A 26,426-nucleotide genomic window follows, 5' to 3' on the forward strand; every position below is an offset into this window, starting at 1 on the left:
GCCCGCCGGCGGCCGTGGTCGGAGGAGTCAGCCGGCGAGGCGCGACCCGGACAGCGCCAGCTCGACGACGAGCACCAGCGACGCCACGATCACGAGGCGGAACAGCAGCCGCGTCGGCGGCCGACGCACCACGATCACCGCACCGACGACCGCGAGTCCGACCGTCACGGCGAACCCGGCCACGGCGAGCCCGGCCCGCCACCCGCCGACCGGATCCGGACCGCCGAACTGTCCACCGAGCACGAGCCCGCCGGCGACCGCGAGCGCCGCGAACGCGAGGACCCCCGTGACGCGCCGGCCGAGGCGGTGCGGGAGTCCGACGACGCCGGTCGCCCGGTCGTCGGCGAGGTCGGGGAGCACGTTCGTGAAGTGGATCGCGACGCCGAAGACGGCCCCCGTCGCGGCGGCCCACGCGGCGGGCAGCACCGGCGTCGGGCCGGCGAGCGTCACGACCGCCGGCAGCAGCCCGAACGCCACGATGAACGGCACCACCGACGCGGGCGTCCGTTTCAGCCACGCGTCGTAGGCCCATCCGGAGGCGACGAGCACCGTGTGCGCGATCCCGGCCGCCGGGCCGAGGAGGAACGAGGCGGCGACGGCGACGAGGCCGCACGCGATCGCCGCGGTCCGCACGGTCGAGACCGGAATGAGTCCCCGCGCGACCGGCTTGTCCGACCGCCCGACCAGACGGTCGCGGTCCGCGTCGATCCAGTCGTTGGCGAGTCCGATGGAGAGCTGCCCGACGAGCACGACGAGTGCGATCACGACGATGCGGAGCGGGCCGAGCCCGAGCGCCACGGCGAGCACCGTCGCGAGCACGGTGACGGTCGCGGTGGGGCCGGGGTGCGACGACGCCGCGAGGTGCCGGACCCGGCCGAGGACGCCCGTCACGCGTTCGGGGCCACGCGGCCGCGGACGACGCCGGAGTCCACCCGGACGGCGAGGATGCCGCTCCGCGCCTGGGCGACGAGCGACACCGTGCCCGACAGGACGTCCCGTGCCGGGAAGCACGACTGGCTGCTCGTGAGTCCGTCCGCGGTGGCGATCAGGCAGATCGTCCCGGCGTCGTTCCCCCGTGCGGCGTAGACGTCCCACGGGGTCTGGGAGTCGTCCGCCGACAGCGACTTGTTCGAGTAGACCAGGCGCGTGGAGTGCAGCACGACCGGTGCGACGATCGCGCCGGGCAGCTGGTCCGCGAACGTCTGGGGCATCGCGAGGAGCTGCGAGATCGTCAGCGCCCCGTCGGCGTCGTCCTTCGCGCTCCCGCCGCTGCTCGCGGCGGCGTCCCCGGCGGCCTCGCGCACGGCGCCGACCGCGGTCCCGGCGCCGAACGCGACGAGCGCCGTCGCGAGCAGGACACCGGGGACCAGCAGACGGTGTCGACGAACGCGCGTCAGGAGCGAGCTGCGCACCGTGGACGGGAGGCCCGGCGCGGCCGGCGCGGACGAGGTCGCAGTCTGCGATCCGGCTGCGGGCGGTCCCGGCGCAGGAGCCGGGACCGGGGGCGTGGCCGGGGTGGCCAGGGGGACGGCACCGCGCCGCGCCTGGAGTCCGGCGAGGGCGGCGCGCGCCGCCGCGGCGTCCGCCGGCGAGGAGCCGGCGCCGTAGGCGACCGCTTCGAGCCGCGCCCGGTCCTCGCTCGGGCCGGACACCGGGTCGTCCTCGATCGGCATGGCACTCCTTCGTCGTCGTCCATTCTGTCCTTCGGAGCCCCTGGGGGAACGGGCGGCTCGGTCCGATGTCGGGTAGACCGAGTCCATGTCCGATCCCACGCACGACCAGACGCCCGAGCACACCGCCGCCGACACCGTCCTCGGCGGGGACCTCACCCAGCCGCTCAGCGAGGACACCCAGTCCGGCGAACGGGACTACGTCGCGACGAACGCTGGCGGGGTCTCCGCGGAACGGGGCAACCCGCTGCCGGAGGACGAGCAGGGACGCGGGACCGAGTACGACCCTGCTGACCAGGGGCCGCAGAACGAGGGCTGACCGGTCCGCGTCACCGCCGCGCCGGAACGGTTCCCCGATCCGACGCGGCACACCGGCAGGATCGGACCATGACCGCCTCCGCCCCGACGACGCCGGCCACGGTCGCGCTCGACCGTGCGGGGGTGCCGTACACGTCGCACGTGTACGAGCACCGCGACACCGCGACGAACTTCGGGGAGGAGGCCGCGGCGGCACTCGGGCTCCGTGAGGCGCAGGTGTTCAAGACGCTCGTCGTCCAGGTCGACGGGCGCCTCGCCGTGGCGATCGTCCCGGTCGCGAACCGTCTCGACCTCAAGGCGATCGCGGCGGCGGTCGGCGGCAAGAAGGCGACCCTCGCGGCTCCGGAGCTCGCGGAGCGCCGGACGGGGTACGTCGTCGGCGGCATCAGCCCGGTCGGTCAGAAGACCGCGCTCGCGACCGTGCTCGACCGGTCTGCCGAGGCGTACCCGACGATCTTCGTGAGCGGCGGTCGTCGCGGGTTCGACATCGAGCTGACGCCGGCCGACCTCTTGACGGTGACGCGCGGATCCACCGCCGCGATCGCCCGCGACTGAGCCCGCGCGGGGGAGCCCGCGCGGGGGAGCCCGCCCGACGGAGCCCGCACGGACTTGAGTCCTGTCCGCGCAAGTCCGTCGGCGGACCGGGAATGGACTGACCCCTCCTGCGTTGCATTGAGTCGTAGGCACTCAAGTTCCACAGGAGGTTCCCTTGTCCGACACCCCCGGCACCCCCGGCACGTCCGGTCTGAACGGCGACGAGAACGCGGACGCGTTCGATGCGTTCCTCGCGCGGCTCATCGCGGACGCCGGCTCCGGCCGGCAACGGTCCGTCCCCTTCGGTCGGCCCGTCGACATCACGCGTCTGCTGAGTCGCCGCACCCACGAGGTGCTGCGCGCCTCGGCGGAGTTCGCCGTGGCGCACGGGCACCACGAGATCGACGCGCTGCACCTGCTCCGCGTGCTGGTCACGCACGAGCCGTTCGCCGCGGTGGTCCGCTCCGCGGGCGCCGACGTCGACGAGCTCACCCGGGCGGTCGACGAGCGGCTCCCCGAGCCCTCCGGCGAGCGCATCGACGGCCGGCCCGCACTCACCCCGTCCGCGCAGCGCGTGCTCCTCGACGCGACGCAGTCGGCCCGTGCCTTCGGTTCGACCTACGTCGACCCGGAGCACGTGTTCTTCGCGCTCGTCGTCGAACAGGACACCGTCGCGGGGCAGCTCCTCGGCGCCGCCGGGGTCACCCCGCAGACCATGCAGTCGTTCGCGCAGGAGGCCGCTCGGGCCGCCGCGTCGGGCGAGCCGATGCCCGGTGCCCCGGCGGACGAGCCGGCATCGGACACGCCGACCCTCGACCGGTTCGGCACCGACCTCACCGCGCTCGCCCGCGACGGCGGTGTCGACCCGGTGATCGGTCGTGCCACGGAGATCGAGCAGACCATCGAGATCCTGCTCCGCCGCACCAAGAACAACCCCGTGCTGATCGGCGAGCCCGGCGTCGGCAAGACCGCGATCGTCGAGGGTCTCGCCCAGCGGATCGCGGACGGCGACGTCCCGGCACTCCTCCGCGGGAAGCGGGTCGTGGCGCTCGACCTGCCCGCGATGCTCTCCGGCACGCGGTACCGCGGCGACTTCGAGGAGCGTCTCACGACCGCGATGGACGAGATCGCCGCGCACCGCGACGAGCTCATCGTGTTCGTCGACGAGCTCCACACGGTGGTCGGCGCCGGTGGTGGTGGCGACGGCGGCTCGATGGACGCGGGCAACATCCTGAAGCCGCGGCTCGCCCGGGGCGACCTGCACCTCGTCGGTGCGACGACCCTCGCCGAGTACCGACGGATCGAGAAGGACGCCGCGCTCGAGCGTCGGTTCCAGCCCGTCACGGTGGGGGAGCCGAGCGTCGAGGACGCCGTCGCGATCCTCACCGGTCTCGCTCCGCGGTACGCCGAGCACCATGGCGTCTCCTACTCGCCGGAGGCGATCCGCGCGGCGGTCGAGATGTCGCACCGCTACGTCAGCGACCGGTTCCTGCCGGACAAGGCGATCGACCTCGTCGACCAGGCCGGTGCCCGTCGTCGTCTGGCGCTGAGCGGCACCGAGGACGTCGACGCCCTGCGGACCTCCCTCGCGACGCTGCGGACCGCGAAGGACGCGGCCGTGCGGGAGGAGGCCTACGAGGACGCGTCGCGGATCCGCGACGAGATCGACGGACTGGAGGCGCGCATCACGGCAGCCACATCGGCGGACGGTGGTCGTGCCTCCGCTCCGGACCAGGCGACCGCGACGATCACGGAGGCCGACATCGCCGAGGTGGTCTCCCGCGCGACCGGGATCCCCGCGTCGCGGCTCTCGGCCGACGAGCGGACCCGCCTCGGTGCGCTCGAGGAGGAACTGCACGCGCGGGTCGTCGGACAGGACGACGCCGTCACCGCCATCGCGAAGGCCGTCCGCCGCTCACGGACCGGCATGGGCGACCCGCGTCGACCCGTCGGGAGCTTCCTGTTCCTCGGGCCGACCGGCGTCGGCAAGACGGAGCTCGCGAAGACCCTCGCGGCGTCGCTGTACGGCGACGAGTCGGCGATGCTGCGGTTCGACATGAGCGAGTTCGGCGAGCGTCACACGGTGTCGCGACTCGTCGGTGCCCCTCCCGGCTACGTCGGGTACGACGAGGCCGGGCAGCTCACCGAGCGTGTCCGCCGGAACCCGTACTCGGTCATCCTGCTCGACGAGGTCGAGAAGGCCCACCCGGACGTCTTCAACCTGCTGCTGCAGGTGCTCGACGACGGGCGGCTCACCGACGGACAGGGTCGCACGGTGGACTTCCGGAACACGGTCGTGATCATGACGTCGAACCTCGGGTCGGAGTTCCTCGCGTCGCGGTCCGGCGCCCTCGGGTTCTCGGCGGCGGCGGATGGCGGCTTCACCGAGTCCGACCTCCGGAACCGGGTGATGGGCCGGCTGCGCGAGTCGATGCGGCCCGAGTTCCTGAACCGGATCGACGAGATCGTGCTCTTCCGGAAGCTCGACCGGGAGCAGCTGCGGACGATCGTGGGTCTGCTGCTCGACGACACCCGTCTGCGGCTCGCGACCCAGGACGTGCACCTGTCGGCGTCCGACGCCGCGGTGGACTGGCTCGCGGAACACGGGTACGAGCCCGAGTACGGGGCGCGTCCGCTCCGCCGGGTGGTCCAGCGTGAGGTCGAGGACCGGATCGCTGACCTCGTCGTCGGGTCGTCCGTGTCGGCCGCGGACACCGTCCGGGTCGACGTCGTCGACGGCGGACTCGCGGCCACGGTCCTGCACCCCGAGCTCGCCGCGACGCGCTGAGCACGCACGAACCCGGGGTGCCGGCCGCGGCCGACCCCGGGTTCGTGCATCCTCGACGCCATAGCGTGGGGGGATGAGCGAAACAGCGACCGACCTCGTCCACCGACTGACCGGCGTGGTGCCGGACTTCCCGAAGCCGGGGATCGTGTTCCGCGACGTCACCCCGGTGTTCGCCGATCCCGTCGCGTTCCCCGTGGTGTGCACCGCGCTGGCCGAGCCCTTCCCGGAGTTCGACGCGGTCGCCGGCATCGAGGCGCGCGGGTTCGCCCTCGCCGGCGGGATCGCCGCGCAGCGCGGGGTCGGCGTCCTGACGGTCCGGAAGGCCGGCAAGCTCCCCGGCGAGGTGCTCAGCGAGCAGTACGCCCTCGAGTACGGCGAGGCCGCCGTCGAGCTCCGCCCGGGCCAGCTCCCGCGGGGTACCCGGGTGCTCGTCGTCGACGACGTCCTCGCGACCGGCGGCACGAGCGAGGCCACCCTGAAGCTGCTCGAGCGCGCCGGCTACGTCGCGATCGGCTTCAGCGCCCTGCTCGAGCTCGACGGGCTGGACGGGCGCGCCCGTCTGGAACCGCGCCTCCCGGTCCACACGCTCGGTTCCGCACCCGCCTGACGGACGCGCCGCGCGCCTCCCGACCGGTCTGGAGGCGCGGCGCGGGCCCGCACCGCCGGTCCGCTCGTCCGCCGGTACAGTTGGGGCACCAACCGCACAGAGGGAGTCCCACCATCGTGACCGAGCCAGTCGCACCCGCATCCGCCGTCCCGGAGACCCCCGAGGGGCCCCGAACCACCGCGGCGGCAGCGACCACGACGGGGACGGAGCTCTTCGCCGGCGAACGATCGGTCGTCGCTATCCGCGTGGACGGCGTGCTCAAGGACCTCGCGGCCACCGTCGAGCCCGGCCAGGTCGTCGACCCGGTGACGCTCGCCGAGCAGGACGGGCTCGACATCCTCCGGCACTCCGCGGCCCACGTGCTCGCGCAGGCAGTCCAGGCGATCAACCCGGACGCCGAGCTCGGCATCGGTCCGCCGATCACGGACGGCTACTACTACGACTTCGACGTCGCCGAGCCGTTCACCCTCGACGACCTCAAGGTCATCGAGAAGGGCATGGACCGCATCATCAAGCAGGGCCAGCGGTTCGTCCGCCGGGTCGTCACCGACGACGAGGCCCGTGCGCTGATGGCGGGGGAGCCGTACAAGCAGGAGCTCATCGGGCTGAAGGGCGCGGCGGCGGACGGGGAGTCCGGCGAGAGCGTCGAGGTCGGTGCCGGCGAGCTCACGGTCTACGAGAACGTCGACCCGAAGTCCGGCGAGGTCGTCTGGCAGGACCTCTGCCGCGGCCCGCACCTGCCGAACACCCGGATCATCGGCAACGCGTCGAAGCTCATGCGCGTCGCCGCCGCGTACTGGCGCGGGTCGGAGAAGAACCCGCAGCTCCAGCGGATCTACGGCACGGCGTGGCCGGACAAGGACCAGCTCCGGGCCCACCTCGAGCGCCTGGAGGAAGCCGCCAAGCGCGACCACCGCAAGCTCGGCGCGGAGCTCGACCTGTTCTCGTTCCCGGACGAGATCGGCTCCGGACTCGCGATCTTCCACCCCAAGGGCGGGATCGTCCGCCGCGAGATGGAGGACTACTCCCGTCGCCGCCACGAGGCCGAGGGGTACTCGTTCGTCAACACCCCGCACATCACCAAGGGCGACCTGTTCGAGCAGTCCGGGCACCTGGGGTGGTACCGGGACGGCATGTTCCCGCCGATGCACCTCGACGAGGCGCGGAACGACGAGGGCGAGATCACCCGACAGGGGGCCGACTACTACCTCAAGCCCATGAACTGCCCGATGCACATCCTCGTCTACCGGTCGCAGCCGCGGTCCTACCGCGACCTCCCGCTCCGCCTGTTCGAGTTCGGCACCGTGTACCGCAACGAGAAGTCCGGCGTGATCCACGGCCTGACCCGCGTCCGTGGTCTGACCATGGACGACGCCCACATCTTCACGACGCGTGAGCAGATGAAGGCCGAGCTCACCCGGACGCTGAACTTCGTGCTCTCCCTGCTCCGCGACTACGGCCTGACCGACTTCTACCTCGAGCTGTCGACCAAGGACCCGGAGAAGTACGTCGGGTCCGACGACGTCTGGGAGGAAGCGACCGCCACGCTCGCCGAGGTCGCCGACGACTCCGGGCTCGACCTCGTCCCGGACCCGGGCGGTGCCGCGTTCTACGGGCCGAAGATCTCGGTGCAGGCCCGCGACGCCATCGGCCGCACCTGGCAGATGTCGACCGTGCAGCTCGACTTCAACCTGCCCGAGCGGTTCGCGCTCGAGTACACCGCGGCCGACGGCTCCCGTCAGCGCCCGGTGATGATCCACCGTGCGCTGTTCGGCTCGATCGAGCGGTTCTTCGGCGTCCTCACGGAGCACTACGCGGGGGCGTTCCCCGTGTGGCTCTCGCCGGTGCAGGTCGTCGGCATCCCGGTCGCCGAGGAGTACGGCGACTACCTCGACGGCGTCGTCGCCCAGCTGCGGGAGCACGGGGTGCGCGCGGAGGTCGACCACTCCGACGACCGCATGCAGAAGAAGATCCGGACGCACACCAAGCAGAAGGTCCCGTTCCAGCTCATCGCCGGCGACGACGACCGCCAGCAGGGCGCCGTGAGCTTCCGGTTCCGCGACGGCTCGCAGGACAACAACGTGCCGGTGGCCGAGGCGATCGAGCGCATCGTGACGGCGATCCGGGACCGGGCGCAGGTCTGACGTGGAGCTCGACTCCGCCGACCACCTCGCCGGCGTGCCCGACGCGTTCCAGCGGCTCTGGACGCCGCACCGTGCGGTGTACATCGAGTCCGGGCGCGCCGGCGAAGGGCGGGGTCACCAGGACGACTGTCCGTTCTGCGCCGCGCCGGCGCACCCGGACGAGGAGACGCTCATCGTGGCGCGGGGCGAGCACGCCTACGTCCTGCTGAACCTGTACCCGTACAACAACGGGCACCTCCTCGTCTGCCCGTACCGGCACGTCCCCCACTACGACGAGACGACCCCGGACGAGACCCGGGAGATGGCGACGCTGACGCAGACCGCCATGCGCGTGCTGCGGCAGGTCGCGCACTGCGACGGGTTCAACATCGGCATGAACCAGGGCCAGGTCGCCGGGGCCGGGATCGCCGGGCACCTGCACCAGCACGTGGTGCCGCGGTGGGAGTCGGACGCGAACTTCTTCCCGATCATCGCGCGGACCAAGGCGATCACCCAGCTGCTCGGTGAGACCCGGCAGCTCGTCGCGGACGCCTGGCCGCACTGACCTCCGGCCCCCGTCTAGGATGGAGGCATCATGAGCGACAGCACTGCGAACCCGACCCCCGGCACCTCGATCACCGGTTCCGACCGCGTCAAGCGCGGCCTCGCCGAGATGCTCAAGGGCGGGGTCATCATGGACGTCGTCGACGCCGAGCAGGCCAGGATCGCCGAGGACGCCGGAGCCACGGCCGTCATGGCCCTCGAGCGCGTCCCCGCCGACATCCGTGCGCAGGGCGGCGTCGCCCGCATGTCCGACCCGTCCATGATCGAGGAGATCATCGCGACGGTCTCGATCCCCGTCATGGCGAAGGCGCGCATCGGCCACTTCGTCGAGGCGCAGGTGCTGCAGGAACTCGGCGTCGACTACATCGACGAGTCCGAGGTCCTGTCGCCCGCCGACTACGTCAACCACATCGACAAGTGGAAGTTCACCACCCCGTTCGTGTGCGGTGCGACGAACCTCGGCGAAGCCCTCCGCCGGATCACCGAGGGCGCGGCGATGATCCGCTCCAAGGGCGAGGCCGGCACCGGCGACGTCTCCGAGGCGACGAAGCACATCCGCACCATCAACAAGGAGATCGCTGGACTCCGGAACCTGGCCGACGACGAGCTCTACGTCGCCGCCAAGGAGCTGCAGGCACCGATCGACCTCGTTCGGGAGGTCGCGTCCACCGGCAAGCTCCCGGTCGTGCTGTTCACCGCCGGCGGGGTGGCCACCCCGGCCGACGCCGCGATGATGATGCAGCTCGGCGCCGACGGCGTGTTCGTCGGATCCGGCATCTTCAAGTCCGGCGACCCGGCCAAGCGCGCTGCGGCGATCGTCAAGGCCGTCACCTTCTCCGACGACCCGAAGGTGATCGCGGACGCGTCGCGAGGTCTCGGCGAGGCGATGGTCGGCATCAACGTCGCCGACGTCCCGGCCCCGCACCGTCTGGCCGAGCGCGGCTGGTAGCCGGTGGTCGCACCACGCATCGGCGTCCTCGCTCTGCAGGGTGACTTCCGCGAGCACGTCGCGTCGCTCGGGCGTCTCGGCGCGGACGTCGTGTCGCTCCGGCGACCCGAGGAGCTCGCCGCGCTCGACGGCGTCGTGATCCCCGGTGGCGAGTCGAGCGTGATGGACAAGCTCTCCCGGCTGTTCGGGCTCGCCGGGCCGCTCCGCGACGCGATCCGGGCCGGATTGCCGGCGTACGGCACCTGTGCGGGCATGATCATGCTGTCGTCGCGGCTCACGAACGCCATCGACGGTCAGCAGACGCTCGACGTGCTCGACACCACGGTCACCCGGAATGCCTTCGGGACGCAGAACGACTCGTTCGAGATCGACATCCCGATGCCGGAGCTCGGTGCCCAGCCCGTGCACGCGGTGTTCATCCGGGCGCCGGTGGTCGAGTCCCACGGGGCCGGGGTGCAGGTCCTCGGCGCACTCCCCGACGGTCGTGCGGTCGCCGTGCAGCAGGGGAACGTCCTCGCGTCCGCCTTCCACCCCGAGGTCGTCGAGGGCGAGGACCGCTTCCACCGCCGCTTCCTGCAGATGGTCGCCGCCGCCTGACCCGGCAGGTGTGCCCGACCCGGCAGGTGTGCCTGACCCGGCAGGTGTGGGCGGACGGGAGGCGCGTGGCGGCGCCGACCCGCGCCTCCCGGCCGTAAGATGGTCGGGATCTGCCACCAACCGTAGGAGAACCGTGTCCGGGCATTCCAAGTGGGCGACGACCAAGCACAAGAAGGCGGTCATCGACGGCCGCCGTGCGAAGTCGTTCGCCAAGTTGATCAAGAACATCGAGGTCGCCGCCAAGATGGGCGGCGCCGACATGTCGGGCAACCCGACGCTGGTCGACGCCGTGCAGAAGGCCAAGAAGACCTCGGTCCCGAACGACAACATCGACCGCGCGATCAAGCGCGGTGCCGGCCTCACCGGTGAGTCGATCGACTACCAGACCATCATGTACGAGGGCTACGGCCCGAACGGTGTCGCAATGCTCATCGAGTGCCTCACCGAGAACAAGAACCGCGCTGCGGCCGAGGTCCGGACCGCGATGACGCGGAACGGCGGCACGATGGCCGACCCGGGCAGCGTCGCCTACAACTTCGCACGCAAGGGCGTCATCTCCGTGGCCAAGGTCGACGGACTGTCCGAGGACGACGTCCTCGGCGCAGTGCTCGACGCCGGGGCAGAAGAGGTGACCGACCAGGGCGGCGGCTTCGAGGTCATCACCGAGGCCACCGACCTCGTCGCGGCCCGCACGGCGCTGCAGGACGCCGGGATCGACTACGACTCCGCCGACGCCGAGTTCGTCCCGGGCCTCAAGATCGACGTCGACGCCGAGACCGCACGCAAGGTGTTCCGACTCATCGACGCGCTCGAGGACAGCGACGACGTCCAGAACGTCTACGCGAACTTCGCGATCCCGGCCGACGTCCAGGCCGAGCTCGACGCCGACGACGAGGACTAGCCACCCGGTGGTCCGCGTCCTCGGGATCGACCCCGGCCTCACGCGCTGCGGTGTCGGCGTGGTCGAGGTCGCGGCGAACCGGCGCGCGACGCTCGTGCACGTGTCGGTGGTCCGGACGCCGGCGGACATGCCGCTGGAACGACGTCTCGTCCTCATCGCGTCGGGCATCGCCGCCGCCATCGACGAGTACCGCCCGGACGCCGTCGCGGTCGAGCGGGTGTTCGCGCAGGCGAACGTCCGCACCGTGATGGGCACGGCGCAGGCGGCCGGCCTCGCGATGCACGCCGCCGCCTCGCGGGACATCCCCGTCGCGCTGCACACGCCGTCCGAGGTCAAGGCCGCGATCAGCGGCTACGGCAACGCCGACAAGAAGCAGGTCGCGACGATGGTCGCGCGGGTGCTCGGTCTCGCCGAGGCACCGAGGCCCGCGGACGCGTCGGACGCGCTCGCCCTGGCGATCTGTCATGCCTGGAGGCGCGGCGCACCGGACGCGGGCACGTCCGGGACCGGGGGACTCACCCCGGCGCAGCGGGCGTGGCAGGAGGCCGAACGCTCCGTCGTGTCGCGGTCTGTCGGCACGGGGACGTCGGCCGCGGCCCGTAGGCTCGGGGCATGATCGCGAGCCTGCGGGGAACCTGCATCGACGTCGCCGGGTCCCGGCTCGTGCTCGAGGTCGGCGGCGTCGGGTACGCCGTGACCGTGACCCCGCAACACGCGCTGACGGTCCGCCACGGCGCCGAGGTCTTCCTGCGCACCGCGCTCATCGTCCGTGAGGACGACTTCTCGCTGTTCGGCTTCGAGACGACCGAGGCGCTCGAGGTGTTCGACCTGCTCCGGAGCGTGTCGGGCGTCGGCCCGAAGTCCGCCCTCGGCGTGCTCGCCACGATGACACCGGCGCAGGTCGCACGGGCCGTCACCGACGACGACGACGCCGCGTTCCGGAAGGTCAGCGGGATCGGACCGAAGACCGCCAAGCTCATCACCGTGCAGCTCGCCGGCAAGGTGACCGCCGTCGTGACCGAGCACGTCGCCGCGGCACCAGTCGCGCACCCCGCGTCGGAGGACGTCATCGTGGCCCTCGTCGGTCTCGGCTGGCGCGAGGACGCCGCCCGGATCGCGGTCGAGGCGACGATCCACAACGAGCCCGGCGTCGAGGCGATGGGCACCCAGGCGCTGCTCCGCGCCGCGCTCGGCACCCTCAACCCGTCGGCGGCCGCCCGATGAGCGGGATCACGTCCTCCGGCGCCGAGTCCGACGCGGAACTCGCGTTCGAGGGGGCGATGCGCCCGAAGTCCCTCGCCGAGTTCGTCGGGCAACGGAAGGTCCGCGGGCAGCTCCAGCTGCTGCTCACGGCCGCCGCGATGCAGGACCGGACCCCCGACCACATCCTGCTGGCCGGGCCGCCCGGACTCGGCAAGACGACGCTCGCGATGATCGTCGCGCACGAGTCCGACCGGCCCCTCCGGATGTCGAGTGGTCCGGCGATCCAGCACGCCGGCGACCTCGCCGCGCTGCTGTCCTCGCTCGTCCCGGGCGAGGTCCTGTTCATCGACGAGATCCACCGGATGGCCCGCTCCGCCGAGGAGATGCTCTACCTCGCGATGGAAGACTTCCGCATCGACATCATGGTCGGCAAGGGCGCCGGTGCGACGAGCATCCCGCTCGACCTCGCCCCGTTCACCCTGGTCGGCGCGACCACGCGGTCCGGGCTCCTCCCGAACCCGTTGCGCGACCGGTTCGGGTTCACGGCGCACCTCGAGTTCTACGAGGAGGCCGAGCTCGAGCAGGTGCTCGTCCGGGCCGCCGGGCTCCTCGACCTCGGCATCGAGCGGGACGCCCTCCGCGAGATCGCCGGGCGGTCGCGTGGCACACCCCGCATCGCGAACCGGCTGCTCCGCCGCGTCCGGGACTTCGCCCTCGTGCACGGCGGCGACGACGGCCTGGCGTCCGTGCGCGGCGCCCTCGAGCTCTACGACGTCGACGGCCTCGGCCTCGACCGGCTCGACCGCGCCGTCCTCGACACGATGCTGACGCGGTTCGACGGCGGGCCGGTCGGACTGAACACACTCGCCGTGTCGGTGGGCGAGGAGAGCGAGACGATCGAGGCGGTCGTCGAGCCGTTCCTCGTCCGGGTCGGACTCGTCACGCGGACGCCCCGGGGCCGGATCGCGACGCCGTTGGCCTGGCAGCACATGGGGCTCACCCCCGGGCGGTCGGCCCCGGGACAGCTCCGGGTCGGTGCCGAGCCGAGTCTCTTCGACGACGAGGACTGACACACCGGGGACGATCCGGCGGCACGCCATCGTGCTGACGATCGTCACAGCGACGTACCCTAGACTGCTCCCGCCCGTTTCGAGCAGTCTGGAAGGCCACACCTCATGCAGTTCAACCCGACGACGATCATCATGCTGCTCCTGCTCGTGGGGCTCGTGTTCCTCATGGTCCGGAACAGCCGGAAGCGGAAGAACCAGCAGGCCGAGCTCGCGACGAAGATGATCCCGGGTGCGCGCGTCATGCTGTCCTTCGGGATCTACGGCACGCTCCTCTCCGTGAACGACGAGAAGGTGACCGCGGACGTCGAGATCGCGCCGGGCACCGTCATCACGGTGCACCGCCAGACGCTCTCCCGGGTCGTCGAGGACGACGTCGACGACGTCGACACCACGCCCTCCGACGAGACGACCACCCCGCCGATGGAGCTGAACGGCGAACCGGTCTACGGCGAGCGCATCGAGACGACCGACGACGACGCGTCGAAGCGCCCCGGGACCAACCCCGACATTCGCTAGGAACCCCTCCACCATTCCGAGCCCGGGCGGCCGTCGCGCCGCCCGTCCCGAGGGCACCCCCTCCTCAGACCCGGTCGCCCTCGCGCGGTGCGGGCCCGTACAGAAAGACGAGACGCACCGGTGGCACGAACGACACCCGTCAAGAAGGCGCTTCGCTCCCTCACCTGGTTGGTCATCATCATCGCTGCGCTCGCGGCGCTGAACGGCACCGCGACGATCCTGGCGAACAAGGTCGCGTGGGCGAAGGGCGCCAGCTGGGTCCCGGAACTCGCCCTCGACCTCCAGGGCGGCACGCAGATCACCCTGGCGGCCAAGAACACCGGTGGTTCGAGCGTCAGCGCCGACCAGCTGAACCAGGCCGTCAACATCATCCGCCAGCGCATCGACGCGACGGGTGTGTCCGAGTCGGAGATCAACACCCAGGGCGCGAACAACATCGTCGTGTCGATCCCGGGCAAGCCGGACAAGCAGACGATCCAGCGCATCGAGGCCGCAGCGAAGCTGACCTTCCGCCCGGTGCTTTACACCTCGGCGGCGACCGACACCGCGGTCGGCGGGAAGGGCTCCGGAGCGTCGGCATCCCCGACCCCCTACTCCCCGCCCGCTTCGCTCGACCCGAGCCCGACCGCCAAGCCGACGAGCGCCAGCGACCTCAACTGGGTCAGCCCGCGGCTCGCGAACCTCTACCAGAACTACAACTGCAAGGCTCCGGACGACGTCACGGACGCCCCGGACTCCAAGCCGCTCGTCACCTGCGACACGACGAACACGAGCAAGTTCATCCTCGGTCCCGTCGAGGTCCTCGGCAAGAACGTCAGCAACGCGACGTCCGGCATCGGCCAGAACTCGCAGGGCGTCTCGACCGGGCAGTGGGTCGTCAACCTGACGTTCAACGGCCAGGGCTCCACGGACTTCCGCAAGGTGACGTCGCGTCTGGTGGCGCTGAGCGCGCCGCAGAACCAGTTCGCGATCGTCCTCGACGGCAACGTCATCACGGCACCGTCGACGAACGCGGCGATCACGAACGGCAAGGCGGAGATCAGCGGGTCGTTCACCGCCGAGTCCGCCAAGACCCTCGCGGACCAGCTGAAGTTCGGCGCGCTGCCGATCAACTTCACGGTCCAGTCGAACGAGGTCATCTCGGCGACACTCGGGTCCGCGCAGCTCATCGGGGGCCTCATCGCCGGCCTGATCGGGTTGCTGCTCGTCGTGATCTACTCCGTCATCCAGTACCGCGGACTCGCGTTCGTGACGGTGCTGTCCCTCGGGATCTCCGGCGCCATCACCTACCTCGTCATCGCGATCATGTCCTGGCGCATCGACTACCGCCTGTCCTTGGCGGGCGTCGCGGGTCTGATCGTCGCGATCGGCATCACCGCGGACTCGTTCATCGTCTACTTCGAACGCATCCGCGACGAGCTCCGCGACGGCCGGGGCCTCGAGTCGGCGGTCGAGGCCGGGTGGAAACGGGCGCTCCGGACGATCATCGCGTCCGACTCGGTCAACTTCCTGGCCGCGATCACGCTCTACATCCTGGCCGTCAGCGACGTCAAGGGCTTCGCGCTCACCCTGCTGCTCACGACGATCATCGACATCATCGTGGTGGCGCTCTTCACCCACCCGATGCTGCAGCTCATCGCCCGCACGCGCTTCTTCGGCGAGGGGCACCGGTTCAGCGGACTCGACCCGACAGCACTCGGTGCCGTCTACCGGGGCCGGGCGCAGTTCCGTGCGCCGGTGGTCGACGGCAAGCGCCAGAAGTCGGCGCGCGAGGCGGAGCGTCGGCAGACGATCGCCGAGCGGAAGGCCCTCGCCGGCAAGGAGTCCGCGACCACCGACGGCACCGACAGCACCGACCGGAAGGAAAGCTGATGGCGAGTTTCAGCCAGTTCGGCAGCGACCTCTACACCGGCAAGCGGTCCTTCGACATCGTCGGCAAGCGGCGCATCTGGTACACGATCGCGATCATCTGCATCGTCGTCTCCGCCGTCGTGCCGTTCCTGCGCGGTGGCTACCACCTCGGCATCGAGTTCACCGGCGGGTCGGAGTTCACGATCTCGAACGTCAAGACCCTCGACCAGTCCGTCGCCACGAACGCCGTCGAAGGCGTCGTCCGGGACGTCATCCCGCGGGTGTCGCAGCTCGGGCAGGACTCGATCCGTGTCCAGACGTCGCAGCTGACGACCTCGCAGAACGACGACGTCGCCGAGGCGCTGGCCAAGGCGTACGACGTCCCGGACACGAGGGTCGCCTCGTCCTACATCGGTGCGACGTGGGGTGCCGACGTCCTGAACCAGGCGATCCGCGGGCTCGTGATCTTCCTGATCCTGGCTGCGGTGTTCATGACGCTCTACTTCCGCACCTGGAAGATGTCGCTGTCCGCGATGGTCGCGTTGCTCCACGACCTGATCCTGACGGCGGGGGTCTACGGCATCGTCGGCTTCGAGGTCACCCCCGCCGCGGTCATCGGGTTCCTGACGATCCTCGGGTACTCGCTCTACGACACCGTCGTGGTGTTCGACAAGGTCCGGGAGAACACCGCACACGACCAGGACGGCTCACGGCGGACCTTCGTGCAGTCGGTGAACCTGGCGGTGAACCAGACGCTGGTGCGGTCGATCAACACCTCGGTCGTGGCGCTCCTGCCGGTCGCTGCGATCCTGTTCATCGGGTCGTACGTGCTCGGAGCCGGGACGCTCCGCGACATCTCGCTCGCCCTGTTCATCGGCATCATCGTCGGCACCTACTCGACGATCTTCATCGCCAGCCCGCTCTACGCGAACCTGCGGGAGGGCGAGGACAAGATCAAGAAGGCCGACGCGAAGAAGACCGCCGCGGCGTCGCGGCAGACGGTCGACGCGGCGTAGCGATGGTGCAGGAGATCAGCGTCGCCGAGGCGATGCAGCGGGTCGCCGCCGGGTCGCGGCTCATCGACGTCCGGGAGCAGGACGAATGGGTCGCCGGTCATGCGCCGGAGGCCTCGTTCCTCCCCATGTCCTCGCTCCAGGACCGCTGGACCGAGGTCGACGCGGACGACGCCGACCCGGCGATCATCGTCTGCCACTCGGGTCGCCGGTCGGCGCAGGTCGCCGACGCGCTCGAGCGGTCCGGCGTGCCGGCCGTGAGCCTCGCCGGCGGCATGGTCGCGTGGCACGGCGCCGGGGGAGCCGTCGTGGTCGTCGACGGCGCGATGCCCGACGCCGACGGCGAACCCGATTCGGACCGCTGAGCACGCGCGCGTAGTCTGGTGCCACGGCAGAGCAGTCCCATCGGGACGGTGCGAGAGGTGGAGCATGACGGACACGCGTGAGTCGTCAGCGTCGGACGAGTCCACCGCCCCGCACCCCGAGTCCGTCCGTCCGCAGTCCCCGTCACGACCCGGCAGTGCCCCGGGCGGGATCAACACGACCGGGTCGATCGGGTCCCTCCGATCGCTGCTGCCGCGGTTGTTCTCCCGCGCTCAGCCGGCCGGCGCGGTTGACACGCTGATCCGCACGGTCCGGACGCACCACCCCAAGGCCGACGTGACCCTCATCGAACGTGCCTACACGGTCGCGGAGCGGGCGCACGACGGCCAGAAGCGGAAGTCCGGCGAGCCGTACATCACGCACCCGGTCGCCGTCGCGCAGATCCTCGCCGACCTCGGCATCGGACCGATCACGATCGCCGCCGCCCTCCTGCACGACACCGTCGAGGACACCGACTACCAGCTCGACGAACTCCGGAGCGACTTCGGCGACGAGATCGCGATGCTCGTCGACGGCGTCACGAAGCTCGACAAGCTGAAGTACGGCGACAGCGCCCAGGCCGAGACCGTCCGCAAGATGGTCGTCGCGATGTCGAAGGACATCCGCGTGCTCGTCATCAAGCTCGCGGACCGGCTCCACAACGCGCGGACGTGGGGGTTCGTGGAGTCGAGCTCGGCGACCCGGAAGGCCACCGAGACCCTCGAGATCTACGCCCCGCTCGCGCACCGGCTCGGGATCCAGGCCATCAAGCTCGAGCTCGAGGACCTGTCGTTCGCGGTGCTGCACCCGAAGCTGTACGTCGAGATCGACAGCCTCGTCAAGGAGCGCACCCCGAAGCGCGAGCAGTTCGTGCAGAACGTGATCGGCGCGGTCAAGCGGGACCTCAAGTCGGCCAAGATCCGCGGCGACGTCATGGGACGCCCGAAGCAGTACTACTCGATCTACCAGAAGATGATCGTCCGCGGGCGCGAGTTCGACGAGATCTACGACCTGGTCGGCATCCGCGTCCTCGTCCCCACGGTCCGCGACTGCTACGCGGTGCTCGGGTCCGTGCACGCCCGCTGGACGCCGCTGCCCGGCCGGTTCAAGGACTACATCGCGACGCCCAAGTTCAACCTCTACCAGTCGCTCCACACCAGTGTCCTCGGGCCACAGGGCCGTCCGGTCGAGATCCAGATCCGCACGCACGAGATGCACCAGCGTGCCGAGTTCGGTGTCGCCGCGCACTGGAAGTACAAACAGCGGATGTCCGGGCGCGAAGTCGAGACCTCGCCGCGGTCCGACGCCGACATGGCCTGGCTCGCGCACATCTCGGACTGGCAGGCGGAGACGAGCGACCCGACCGAGTTCCTCGACTCGCTGCGGTACGAGATCGGCGCCAAGGAGACCTACGTCTTCACCCCGCAGGGCAAGGTCATCGGGTTGCCGGCCGGTGCCACCCCGGTCGACTTCGCGTACGCCGTGCACACCGAGGTCGGCCACCGGACGATGGGTGCCAAGGTCAACGGGCGGCTCGTCCCGCTCGAGAGCGAGTTGTCGAGCGGCGACGTCGTCGAGATCTTCACGTCGAAGAACCCCGACTCCGGGCCGAGTCAGGACTGGCTCGCGTTCGTCCGGAGCCCCCGTGCCCGGAACAAGATCAAGCAGTGGTTCACGAAGGAGCGCCGCGAGGACGCGATCGAACAGGGCCGTGATGCCATCGCCCGGGCGATGCGCAAGCAGAACTTGCCGCTCCAGCGCCTGATGAGCCAGGACACCATCGCCGAGGTCGCCTCCGGACTCCGCTACGAGGACGTCTCGGCGCTCTACGCGGCCATCGGCGAGGGGCACGTCTCCACCCAGTCGGTGATCGAGAAGGTCCTCGCGTCGGTGCAGACGGACACCGAGACCGACGAGCCGGAGCTGACGTTCCCGAGCCGGGTGTCCGGGCGTGTGCCGCGGAACTCCGACAGCGGCGTGCTCGTCCGCGGTGCGCCGGACATCCTCGTGAAGCTCGCCAAGTGCTGCACCCCGGTGCCGGGCGACCAGATCGTCGGGTTCATCACGCGGGGGCAGGGCGTCTCCGTGCACCAGGCGGCCTGCACGAACGTCCAGTCGCTCATGTCGGAGCCCGACCGGATGATCGAGGTCGAGTGGGCGCCGTCGTCCAAGAGCGTGTTCCTCGTCCAGATCCAGATCGAGGCGCTCGACCGGTCGGGCCTGCTCAGCGACGTCACGCGGGTGCTCTCGGAGCACCACGTGAACATCCTGTCCGCCACGGTGTCGACGTCGAACGAGCGGCTCGCGCTGTCCCGGTTCGTGTTCGAGATGGGGGACACGACGCACCTCGACCGGGTGCTGAACGCGGTCCGGCGCATCGACGCCGTGTACGACGTCTACCGGGTCAGCGCCGGCTGACCGGGCCGCCTTCGGCCCGCACGGACGCGGTCACCCGGTCCGTGCCGCCTCCGGCCCGCACGGACGCGGTCACCCGGTCCGTGCCTCCTGGTCGGGGCGTTCGATGGTCCTGAGGACCCGCAGCGCTCGTCGCCACTGCGGGCGCGGCCCCGCCGTCTCGAGGGCCGAACGGATCGCCGCTGCGTCGATGCCACGGGCGTGGATCAGTCCGCGGACGCCGTCCAGCCCGGCTCGCCCGTCGCGGAGCAGGTCGACCGCCGTGCGGAGCGGTGTCGTCACCCACACGCCGTCGATCCGGACCAGCTCGGCCCCGGTCAACGCGGGTTCCCGGACGACGATGCCCGGGAAGGGGCCGCGGAGGCGCGTGCCCGGCCGCATGCAGGCGGTGTGCCGCACCGGGGCGCGCGACAGGCCACCCCAGATCCATGCCGCGGACGTCCGCTCGGCGACCAGGGACGGGTGACCGACCGCCGCGCCGAACTCCCGCGCCCGACGAGCGGTGTCGTCCGTGTCGGCGATGGAGAGGTACGCGTCGCCCACGGTGTAGAGCTCGCCGTCGAGGAGTGCAGCGCGCAGCTCCGTGGGAGCGAGTCGGTCCTGATCGGTCATGCCGACAGCGTGCCAGCCATGGCGTCCGGGCGGGGCATCCGCCCGACATCTGTGGAGGACGACCGGCCGGACCGCGGTCAGCGCGGGACGCGGGCGATCAGCGCGGGACGCGGGCGGTCGGCACCGGTGGTCAGTGCCGGCCGTCAGCGCCGGCCGTCAGCGCCGATGGTCAGCGCAGGACGTCGGCGCGGTGCACCAGGGCCGCGGCGCCGATGAGCGGGCCGTCCTGGGACAGCCCGGTCGGCACGATCCGCACCTTGGTCACGAACCCGAACTCGGCGCGCTCCGCGACCGCGGCCCGCGCGAACGCGAACAGGTCGGGGGTCACGTGCGAGAACCCGCCGCCGATCGCGACGACCTCGAGGTCGACGAGCGACGTCGCCGCGGCGATCGCCTGACCGAGCGCCCGTCCGCTGCGTTCGACGGCCGCCCGGGCGACCGGGTCGCCCGCGGCGTACGCGGCGGACAGGTCCTCGCCGGTCGTGCCCACGAAACCCTGGCGCCGCGCCCACGCGACCGTCTTGGGGCCGCTCGCGACCGCCTCGAGACACCCGGTGCCGCCGCACGCGCAGCGGTCGTCGAAACCGCCGCACTCGACGTGACCGATGTGCCCGGCGTTCCCGGTCGGTCCGCTGACGGTGCGGCCGTGCAGGATGAGACCGCCCCCGACACCGGTCGAGACGATCATGCCCATCACGTGGTCGGACCCCTGGGCCGCACCGACCCAGTGCTCGGCGAGGGTGATGCAGAGTCCGTCCATGCGGAGCGTCACGGGGAGGCCTTCGGGGACGAGTGCGGCGATCCGGTCACGGAGGGGGTGGTCGCGCCACACCGGCATGTTGAGCGGGGAGACGCGGCCGTGTTCCTCGTCGATCGGGCCCGCCGAGCCGACCCCGACCCCGATGAGCGTCGCATCCGCGGGTGATGCGGCCAGGGCGGCCGTCACGACCTGGTCCACCGCGACCTGCAGCTCGTCCGAGGTCTTCTCCGGGCCGGTCGTGGCGCGGAAGCGGGACTCGGACACCACGACGCCCGCGCTCGTCACGAGCGCGGCCTCGACCTTCGTGCCGCCGAGGTCGACGGCCAGTGCGAGCGGGGTCGGTGTGGATGACATGGGACGCTCCGATGCGTGGTGTCGGTGTGGCGGCCGGATCCGGCCTGGAGGGACGGGACGGGTCCGCCGTGTCGGCGTGCGCCCGCCCCGGTCGCGCTCCGGTCGCCGTTCGGCGGACCGGCGCGGGGTCAGTACGAGGACGTGTCGTCCCCGGCGTCCGAGGCGGACCCGGTCGCCGCCCGGTGCTCGTACTCGTCGAGGATCCGGGCCGAGGCGCTCGTGCCGATGCGATCGGCGCCGGCGGCGACCATCTCGAGGAGGGCATCGAGTCCGCGGACACCGCCGGAGGCCTTGACCCCGGTCCCGGCCCCGACCGTCCGTCGCATCAGGGCGATGTGCTCCGCCGTCGCACCGCCGCCGGCGAACCCGGTGGAGGTCTTCACGAACGCGGCTCCGGCGGACTGCGCGGTACGGCTCGCAGCGACGACCTCGTCGTCCGTCAAGAACGACGTCTCGAGGATCACCTTGACGACGACGTCCCCGGCGGCCTGCACGACGGCACGGACATCTGCCTCGACCACGTCCCAGGCGCCGGAGCGGGCAGCGCCGATGTTCTGCACCATGTCGAGCTCGACGGCGCCGTCGGCGATCGCCTGGAGCCCTTCGGCGACCTTCGTGCTCGTCGTGGTCGTCCCGTGCGGGAACCCGAGGACCGTGCCGACGAGGACGCCCGTGCCCTGCAGACGCGCGACCGCGTGGGCGACGTCGGAGGGTCGGACGCACACGCTGAACACGCGGTGCGCGGCTGCCTCGTCGAGCTGCGCGTCGACGTCCGCGCGGGTCAGCTCGGGTTTCAGCACCGCATGGTCGATGAGGCGACGGACGTCGTCGGCGTTCGCGATGGTCACGGCGGGGGAGGCTGCACTGTCCACAGCATCCGAGCGTACCGTGCCTGACATGCGCGTCCTCGTCACCGGTGCGACCGGGTACATCGGCGGCCGTCTCGCCCCGCGCCTGGTGGCCGCCGGGCACGACGTCCGGGTCCTCGCTCGATCGCCCCACAAGCTCGACGACGTCCCGTGGCGGGACGAGGTCGAGGTCCTGCCGGGCGACCTCCTGGACGCCGATGCGGTCCGTCGGGCTGTCGACGGCGTGGAGGCGGTGTTCTACCTCGCGCACAGCATGGGCGGGCACGGGGACTTCGAGGAGACCGAGCGCACGTCGGCGACCATCATGGCCCGCGCCGCGGCGGACGCCGGTGTCGCGCGCTTCGTCTACCTCGGGGGACTCCACCCGGACGGTGCGACGAGCAAGCACCTGTCGTCACGGGCCGAGGTCGGACGGATCCTCATCGACTCCGGCGTCCCCACCGTGGCACTGCAGGCCGGCGTCGTGATCGGTTCCGGGAGCACCTCGTTCGAGATGATCCGGCACCTCACGGACGTGCTGCCCTGGATGCCGGCACCGAAGTGGGTGCGGAACAAGATCCAGCCCATCGCCGTCCGGGACGTCCTGCACTACCTCATCGGGTCGCTCGACGCGCCCGCCGACGTCAACCGGACGTTCGACATCGGCGGCCCTGACGTCCTCCGGTACGGGCAGATGATGAACGGGTACGCCGTCGAGGCCGGGCTCCCGCAGCGCCCCATCTCGTCGCTCCCGGTCCTGACGCCGTGGCTCGCGTCGCAGTGGGTGAACCTCGTCACGCCGATCCCACGAGCCCTCGCCACGCCGATCATCGCGTCGCTCCAGTACGAGTGCGTGCAGCGCGAGCACGACATCGATGACGTCGTCCCGCGACCCGCCGAGGGTCTCCTGCCGTACCGCCGGGCGGTGCGCCTCGCCCTCGAGCGCGAGGCGGACGGCGAGGTGGAGACGAGCTGGCGCGGCGCGAGCGTGACCGGCGCGCCGAGCGACCCGTTGCCGAGTGACCCCGACTGGGCCGGACGGATCGTCAACGTCGACGAGCGCACCAGGCCGACGTCGGCCCCGGCCGAGGAGGTCTGGCGCGTCATCGAGTCGATCGGTGGCGACAACGGCTGGTACTCCCTCCCGCTGGCATGGGCCTTGCGCGGGTGGATGGACCGGATCGCCGGCGGCGTCGGACTGCGCCGCGGACGGCGGAGTGCAGACCGGCTGGAGACGGGCGACGTCCTCGACTGGTGGCGTGTGGAACGGATCGACCGGGGCCGGTTCCTGCGGCTCCGCGCCGAGTTCAAAGCACCGGGGCGTGCATGGCTCGAGATGTCCGTCGAGCCCACCGCGGACGGCTCGGTGTACCACCAGCGGGCCCTGTGGTTCCCGAAGGGACTCGCGGGACGCCTGTACTGGTGGTCGATCCTGCCGTTCCACGGCATCATCTTCCCGGGCATGGTCGAGCGGATCACCGCGCGGGCCGAACGCGGCGCCGGGCGCGCGGACGCAGCGTCCGAGGACGCCCGCACGCACGAACCCGCTCCGTCCTGACAGAATGGCCCGACGACACGAGGAGGCGGTCATGACCGACGGCGTATCGAGCGAGACCCGGGAACCCCTGCTGTTCCTCGGGGACAGCATCACCGAGCAAGGCGACTGGCAGACCCGGTTCCCCGACGACCGCGTGATGAACCTGGGGGTCGGAGGCGACACCACCGACGGCGTGCTCGCCCGGCTCGACGAGGTGGTCGCGGCGGCCCCCGAGGCGATCGTGCTGCTCATCGGCACGAACGACTTCGGGAACCAGAAGGCGAGCGTCGAGCACGTCGTCCGGACGGTCGAGACGATCCTCGTCGACCTCAGGCGGGACCTCCCGGGCGTGCGACTGCTGCTCGTGTCGATCCTGCCGCGCCAGGCCGTCTTCACGGCCCGGATCATCGAGACGAACCGGCACCTGCGGCAGTTCGTCGCGACCTGCCATGCCCAGTTCCTCGACCTCTGGCCGGCACTCGCGGACGGCGACCACCTCTCCGAACGGTTCACCGAGGACGGGTTGCACCTGACGGACGCGGGGTACGACGCCGTCGTCGACGAACTCGTCCCGGCGCTCGAGCGCCTGCGGGAGCAGCCGCCGATGTCCCGGCCGATCAGCATCATCGACCTGGGCGACCTCGCCAACTGATGGCGCGACGACCCGGCCGTCCGCCGATCGGTTCGACGCGCGCGGGGAGCCGCGCGCGGGCGGGCTCGGGCTCGGACTCCGTGCGCTCGGGTTCGGGTGTCTCGTCCTCCGGCCGTCGCGGCGCGGCGGCGTCGGCGGAGCCGGCGTTCACGCGGCCCGCACTCGCACCCGGTCTCCTGACGGCGGTGGTGCTCCTCGCGTGCGTCGCCCTCGTGGGGTCCGGACCGTTCGTGTTCGTCCGGTGGGGCGTCACCGTCCTCGCACTCATCGTGCTCGTGTTCGCCGTCCGCGGCCACAACTGGATCGGCATCGCCGTCGCGGGCGTCGTCGTCGTGCTCTGGAACCCGCTCGTGGCGATCCCCGTCCCCGGTCAGGTCTGGGCCGCCCTCCAGGTGGTGGCGGCGGCCGCGTTCATCGCCGTGGGGATCCTCGTCAAGGTGCCACGCGACGACGTCTGAGCCCGGGATCGACCGCGAACGGGCGTTCCGTCCGGGCAGGTAGTATTCGAGAGCCGGTGATCAGACCGGCAGATGAACCGAGTCCTTCCGAAGGGGATGAATGGCAGGCGAGACGCGTCCGGTGACCGAGAGCCCGTTGTTGAACCCTCGACCGTCGTCCGGAGGTCTCGACCGCCCTGACGTCGTCGTGCGGAAGGGCCGCCTGACACTCCTCAACGGCCACCTGACACCGCAGCAGTCGATGCTCGAGGACCTGTTGTTCCTCGACGACGTCCTGACCGCCGCCGACGTCGAGCACCTCCTGATCCGGGGCAACGACTCCCGTCCCGTGATCGCCGTCGACGAGCGCGACCGCGGCCGGGCCGAGAGCGCCCTGATGGACGCGAGCGCGAACGAACCGCTCTACGCCAAGCCGCCGGGGGAGCCGGCCGTGCTGGTCGCGGACGACGGCTTCGGCGCGGTCGGCCGCGATGTCCTCCGGGTGTTCCGACCCCGGCTCGAACCGCTCGGGCGCCTGCGGTACGGAGCGTCGACCGCGGTGCAGCTGGAGTTCTGGCGCGTCACCGACACGGACGTCCTGGCCCCCGTCGAGAACGCGATGATGCGTCGGAGTCTCCCGCTCGCCGAGTACCTGCTGACCGACGTCGAGCGGTACGGACGGACCTGGCGCACCGTCGAGCACATGTTCGACGACCACGTCTCGGACATCACGTTCCCGATCGACATCGTGTTCTCGTGGGTCGACGGCAACGCCATCGAGTACCAGCGAGCGCGGCAGGCGCAGCAGGCCGATGCGGTCCTGGGGGAGGGCGACGACGCTCCGGCACGATTCCGGCAGATCGACGAGCTGAAGTACGCGCTGCGGTCCGTGCACACCTTCGCACCGTGGATCCGCCAGATCTACATCGCGACCGACTCGCCGGCGCCGGCGTGGCTCGCCGATCACCCCGGCGTCCGCATCGTCCGGAGCGAGGAGTTCTTCGCGGACCCCTCGGTGCTCCCGACCCACAACTCGCAGGCCGTGGAGTCGCAGCTGCACCACATCCCGGGGATCAGCGAGCACTTCATCTACTCGAACGACGACATGTTCTTCGGTCGGCTCGTCGATCCGTCGATGTTCTTCTCGCCGGGGTCGATCTCCAAGTTCATCCTCTCGACGACGCGCATCGGGCTCGGGCGCAACAGCCTCGAGCGGAGCGGGTTCGAGAACTCCGCGCGTGTGAACCGTCAGCTCCTGCAGCAGCGGTTCGGCGCGGTCACCACGAGGCACCTCGAACACGCGGCCACCCCCTTGCGGGCGAGCGTCCTGTCCGAGATGGAGCACGAGTTCGCGGCGGAGTTCGCGCGGACCGCCGCGTCACGGTTCCGGGCAGCGGACAACATCTCCGTGACGAACTCGCTGTACCACTACTACGCGTTGATGACGGGCCGTGCGATCGTGCAGGAGAGCGCCGTGGTGCGGTACGTCGACACGACGATGGTGTCCGGGCTCGCGGCGCTCGACGACCTGCTGAAGAAGCGGAACGCGGACTTCTTCTGCCTCAACGACGGGAGCTTCCCCGAGGTCTCGGACGAGGAGCGCACCGAGCGTGTGACGAGCTTCCTGGAGCGCTACTTCCCGTTCCCGGCGCCGTGGGAGGCGCCGAGCTAGGGCGTTGCGAAGCAACGCGCGGCGCCTCCCCTGAGGAGCCTGCGACGAAGGCGCCGGAACCCAGCCACGATG

The 26,426-nt window shown here is 71.2% G+C and carries 26 protein-coding genes; 21 read left to right on the forward strand and 5 right to left on the reverse strand.

Annotated features, from left to right (window positions below; genetic code table 11):
- Nucleotides 1-27: 27 nt before the first annotated feature.
- Together ACO0E0_RS07860 and ACO0E0_RS07865 are read right to left on the reverse strand one after the other, a co-directional pair.
- On the reverse strand, nucleotides 28-891 hold the full coding sequence (locus ACO0E0_RS07860) for a UbiA family prenyltransferase (protein ID WP_422870843.1): 864 nt from the start codon (nucleotides 889-891) through the stop codon (nucleotides 28-30).
- Nucleotides 888-1,673 (reverse strand): hypothetical protein, encoded by a 786-nt coding sequence (locus ACO0E0_RS07865; protein ID WP_422870844.1) that lies wholly within the window; start codon nucleotides 1,671-1,673, stop codon nucleotides 888-890. The genes ACO0E0_RS07860 and ACO0E0_RS07865 overlap by 4 nt, the downstream gene beginning before the upstream one ends.
- An 85-nt stretch (nucleotides 1,674-1,758) precedes the next feature.
- Here ACO0E0_RS07865 and ACO0E0_RS07870 point away from each other — a divergent pair, with 85 nt between their 5' ends.
- From ACO0E0_RS07870 to ACO0E0_RS07950, 17 genes are all read left to right on the forward strand, one after another.
- Nucleotides 1,759-1,989, forward strand: a complete 231-nt coding sequence (locus ACO0E0_RS07870; RefSeq protein ID WP_422870845.1) for a hypothetical protein — start codon at nucleotides 1,759-1,761, stop codon at nucleotides 1,987-1,989.
- A 68-nt stretch (nucleotides 1,990-2,057) separates the two neighbouring features.
- Nucleotides 2,058-2,543 carry a Cys-tRNA(Pro) deacylase gene (gene ybaK, locus ACO0E0_RS07875; RefSeq protein WP_422870846.1) on the forward strand — a complete coding sequence of 162 codons (486 nt, stop codon included), beginning with the start codon at nucleotides 2,058-2,060 and terminating at the stop codon, nucleotides 2,541-2,543.
- A gap of 154 nt (nucleotides 2,544-2,697) precedes the next feature.
- Entirely contained in the window at nucleotides 2,698-5,310 is a 2,613-nt protein-coding gene (locus tag ACO0E0_RS07880; RefSeq protein WP_422870847.1) for an ATP-dependent Clp protease ATP-binding subunit, read from the forward strand.
- 73 nt (nucleotides 5,311-5,383) lie between these two features.
- Nucleotides 5,384-5,917, forward strand: a complete 534-nt coding sequence (locus ACO0E0_RS07885; protein WP_422870848.1) for an adenine phosphoribosyltransferase — start codon at nucleotides 5,384-5,386, stop codon at nucleotides 5,915-5,917.
- Nucleotides 5,918-6,156: 239 nt separating this feature from the next.
- Nucleotides 6,157-8,061 carry a threonine--tRNA ligase gene (gene thrS / locus ACO0E0_RS07890; RefSeq protein ID WP_422870899.1) on the forward strand — a complete coding sequence of 635 codons (1,905 nt, stop codon included), beginning with the start codon at nucleotides 6,157-6,159 and terminating at the stop codon, nucleotides 8,059-8,061.
- Between the two features lies 1 nt (nucleotide 8,062).
- Nucleotides 8,063-8,605 carry an HIT family protein gene (locus ACO0E0_RS07895; protein WP_422870849.1) on the forward strand — a complete coding sequence of 181 codons (543 nt, stop codon included), beginning with the start codon at nucleotides 8,063-8,065 and terminating at the stop codon, nucleotides 8,603-8,605.
- Nucleotides 8,606-8,635: 30 nt separating this feature from the next.
- Nucleotides 8,636-9,553, forward strand: a complete 918-nt coding sequence (gene pdxS / locus ACO0E0_RS07900) for a pyridoxal 5'-phosphate synthase lyase subunit PdxS (protein WP_422870850.1) — start codon at nucleotides 8,636-8,638, stop codon at nucleotides 9,551-9,553.
- Nucleotides 9,554-9,556: 3 nt separating this feature from the next.
- Nucleotides 9,557-10,150 carry a pyridoxal 5'-phosphate synthase glutaminase subunit PdxT gene (pdxT, locus tag ACO0E0_RS07905; RefSeq protein WP_422870851.1) on the forward strand — a complete coding sequence of 198 codons (594 nt, stop codon included), beginning with the start codon at nucleotides 9,557-9,559 and terminating at the stop codon, nucleotides 10,148-10,150.
- Between the two features lie 133 nt (nucleotides 10,151-10,283).
- Nucleotides 10,284-11,051, forward strand: a complete 768-nt coding sequence (locus ACO0E0_RS07910; protein WP_422870852.1) for a YebC/PmpR family DNA-binding transcriptional regulator — start codon at nucleotides 10,284-10,286, stop codon at nucleotides 11,049-11,051.
- A 7-nt stretch (nucleotides 11,052-11,058) separates the two neighbouring features.
- A complete protein-coding gene (gene ruvC / locus ACO0E0_RS07915) occupies nucleotides 11,059-11,667 on the forward strand; it encodes a crossover junction endodeoxyribonuclease RuvC (RefSeq protein ID WP_422870853.1) in 609 nt (202 codons plus the stop codon).
- Nucleotides 11,664-12,275, forward strand: coding sequence for a Holliday junction branch migration protein RuvA (gene ruvA / locus ACO0E0_RS07920; protein WP_422870854.1), 612 nt, complete (start codon nucleotides 11,664-11,666; stop codon nucleotides 12,273-12,275). Before ruvC ends, ruvA begins: the two co-directional genes overlap by 4 nt.
- Entirely contained in the window at nucleotides 12,272-13,324 is a 1,053-nt protein-coding gene (gene ruvB, locus ACO0E0_RS07925; RefSeq protein ID WP_422870855.1) for a Holliday junction branch migration DNA helicase RuvB, read from the forward strand. Before ruvA ends, ruvB begins: the two co-directional genes overlap by 4 nt.
- 105 nt (nucleotides 13,325-13,429) lie before the next feature.
- Complete coding sequence (locus ACO0E0_RS07930; RefSeq protein ID WP_422870856.1) at nucleotides 13,430-13,840, forward strand: preprotein translocase subunit YajC; 411 nt, start codon at nucleotides 13,430-13,432, stop codon at nucleotides 13,838-13,840.
- 120 nt (nucleotides 13,841-13,960) lie between these two features.
- Complete coding sequence (gene secD, locus ACO0E0_RS07935; RefSeq protein ID WP_422870857.1) at nucleotides 13,961-15,712, forward strand: protein translocase subunit SecD; 1,752 nt, start codon at nucleotides 13,961-13,963, stop codon at nucleotides 15,710-15,712.
- A complete protein-coding gene (gene secF / locus ACO0E0_RS07940) occupies nucleotides 15,712-16,707 on the forward strand; it encodes a protein translocase subunit SecF (protein WP_422870858.1) in 996 nt (331 codons plus the stop codon). The genes secD and secF overlap by 1 nt, the downstream gene beginning before the upstream one ends.
- A gap of 2 nt (nucleotides 16,708-16,709) precedes the next feature.
- Nucleotides 16,710-17,069 (forward strand): rhodanese-like domain-containing protein, encoded by a 360-nt coding sequence (locus ACO0E0_RS07945; protein WP_422870859.1) that lies wholly within the window; start codon nucleotides 16,710-16,712, stop codon nucleotides 17,067-17,069.
- A gap of 64 nt (nucleotides 17,070-17,133) precedes the next feature.
- Nucleotides 17,134-19,485 (forward strand): RelA/SpoT family protein, encoded by a 2,352-nt coding sequence (locus ACO0E0_RS07950; protein WP_422870860.1) that lies wholly within the window; start codon nucleotides 17,134-17,136, stop codon nucleotides 19,483-19,485.
- A gap of 69 nt (nucleotides 19,486-19,554) precedes the next feature.
- On the opposite strand, the gene ACO0E0_RS07955 is transcribed toward ACO0E0_RS07950, so the two are convergent.
- From ACO0E0_RS07955 to deoC, 3 genes are all read right to left on the reverse strand, one after another.
- Complete coding sequence (locus ACO0E0_RS07955) at nucleotides 19,555-20,094, reverse strand: hypothetical protein (RefSeq protein WP_422870861.1); 540 nt, start codon at nucleotides 20,092-20,094, stop codon at nucleotides 19,555-19,557.
- Between the two features lie 169 nt (nucleotides 20,095-20,263).
- Nucleotides 20,264-21,208, reverse strand: coding sequence for an ROK family protein (locus ACO0E0_RS07960; RefSeq protein WP_422870862.1), 945 nt, complete (start codon nucleotides 21,206-21,208; stop codon nucleotides 20,264-20,266).
- A 128-nt stretch (nucleotides 21,209-21,336) separates the two neighbouring features.
- Entirely contained in the window at nucleotides 21,337-22,080 is a 744-nt protein-coding gene (deoC, locus tag ACO0E0_RS07965) for a deoxyribose-phosphate aldolase (protein ID WP_422870863.1), read from the reverse strand.
- A 25-nt stretch (nucleotides 22,081-22,105) separates the two neighbouring features.
- Here deoC and ACO0E0_RS07970 point away from each other — a divergent pair, with 25 nt between their 5' ends.
- From ACO0E0_RS07970 to ACO0E0_RS07985, 4 genes are all read left to right on the forward strand, one after another.
- The gene (locus ACO0E0_RS07970) at nucleotides 22,106-23,614 is read left to right on the forward strand and encodes an SDR family oxidoreductase (protein WP_422870864.1); all 1,509 of its coding nucleotides are present in this window, start codon (nucleotides 22,106-22,108) and stop codon (nucleotides 23,612-23,614) included.
- Nucleotides 23,615-23,645: 31 nt separating this feature from the next.
- Nucleotides 23,646-24,245, forward strand: coding sequence for a GDSL-type esterase/lipase family protein (locus ACO0E0_RS07975; protein ID WP_422870865.1), 600 nt, complete (start codon nucleotides 23,646-23,648; stop codon nucleotides 24,243-24,245).
- Between the two features lie 80 nt (nucleotides 24,246-24,325).
- The gene (locus ACO0E0_RS07980) at nucleotides 24,326-24,703 is read left to right on the forward strand and encodes a DUF6804 family protein (RefSeq protein ID WP_422870866.1); all 378 of its coding nucleotides are present in this window, start codon (nucleotides 24,326-24,328) and stop codon (nucleotides 24,701-24,703) included.
- A gap of 100 nt (nucleotides 24,704-24,803) precedes the next feature.
- Entirely contained in the window at nucleotides 24,804-26,354 is a 1,551-nt protein-coding gene (locus ACO0E0_RS07985; RefSeq protein ID WP_422870867.1) for a stealth conserved region 3 domain-containing protein, read from the forward strand.
- Nucleotides 26,355-26,426 lie beyond the last annotated feature (72 nt).

The sequence above is a fragment of the Curtobacterium phyllosphaerae genome, from assembly GCF_049341865.1.
Classification (GTDB): domain Bacteria; phylum Actinomycetota; class Actinomycetes; order Actinomycetales; family Microbacteriaceae; genus Curtobacterium; species Curtobacterium phyllosphaerae.